The following is a 1,273-nucleotide window of genomic DNA, read 5'->3' as shown; positions in this document are numbered from 1 at the left end:
CGGTAGAGCTCTCGGGCGACGTAGCGTGTGAGGCAGCGTTTGATTTCGCGGTCGGTTTTGCCTTGGGTACGTCGGCGGTCGGCGTAGGCGCGGGTTCGTTCGTCGCGTTGCAGCCGGGTCAGGACGACGGTGTGCAGGGCGCGGTTGAGTTGGCGGTCTCCTGAGCGGTTGAGGCGGTAGCGGACGGTCTTGCCGGAGGACGCGGGGATGGGTGCGGTGCCGGCGAGCATGGCGAACGCGGCGTCGTTGCGGCAGCGGCCGGGGTGGGACCAGGCGGTGAGTACGGTGGCGGCGACGATCGGTCCGACGCCGGTGAGCTGGAGCAGGTCCGGGCGCCAGGACCGGACGATCGCGCGGATCGCTTTTTCGTGTGCGGCGGCTTCGGCTTCGAGGAAGCGGACGCGGCGAGCGAGGTCGCGCAACACGCTCAGGCAGGTAAACACCTCGACGTCGGCGTTGGTGGTGGGGCGTAGTCGGGTGGCGGTAGTGAGCATGAGGCGGGTGCTCTGGCCGCGGAATCGGGCCCGCACCACCTCGGGTGAGGTGATTACCAAGGCGTGCAACTGCCGCTGAGCGGTGGCGCTGGCCTGGACGGCTGCCCGTCGGGCGGTCAGCCGTGCCTGCAACGCCGCCCGTTCGGGGCCGGTCTTGGGCTGCGCCAGCCGGGTGCGGGCCAATGCGTCGCGGGCGGCGCGTTCGGCGTCGATCGGGTCCGACTTCGCCCCGGCACGGCGGGCTGGTCGCAGGGGCCGGTCCAGCTCGACGACCAGCTCAGCGGCATCGGCCAGGTGCCGGGCCAGGCCGGCGCCGTAACCGCCGGAGCCTTCCAACGCCCATGCCCGCAGCCCCGAATGCTGCCCGGCCAGGGCCACCAGCTCGGCATAGCCGTCCGGATCGGCGCTCACCGTCGCCCGGGCCAGGACCCCGCCAGTGCGGGTATCCAGCAGCGCGGCGGTGTGGGTGTCTTTGTGGGTGTCGACGCCGATGACGACCTCGACCAGATCTGCCAGCATGGACATGCGTTCTCTCCTCACCGTGGGGACGCGAGGTCCGGTCCGGTGCGGAGATGGCAGGACTGTGATGAGACACGCCAGCCGCTAACTGGCGGTCAAGCTCCTGATCAGGCCAAACGTCTCCCGCCGGGCCGGCGCCGGCAGCAGCGGACGGACAAGTCCCGCCAAAGGCACGAAGCCAGTCAGGGCAAGAGTCACGTCCGCTGCCACCAGCCATCAGCCCATCACCTTCGGGCCGACCCGGCCAGCCTCACAGTCAG

1 protein-coding gene is annotated in these 1,273 nt (G+C 70.7%); it reads right to left on the bottom strand.

From position 1 onward, the window contains the following. Positions 1 to 1,019 (bottom strand): IS110 family transposase (locus tag ACGFNF_RS30360; RefSeq protein WP_393172357.1); only part of this gene is annotated, 1,019 nt, incomplete at its 3' end. Positions 1,020 to 1,273 lie beyond the last annotated feature (254 nt).

It is taken from the genome of Micromonospora sp. NPDC048868, assembly GCF_043198195.1.
GTDB lineage: Bacteria > Actinomycetota > Actinomycetes > Mycobacteriales > Micromonosporaceae > Micromonospora > Micromonospora reichwaldensis.
The sequence above is the reverse complement of the archived record's forward strand: the minus strand, read 5'-3'. Positions and strand labels throughout refer to the sequence as shown.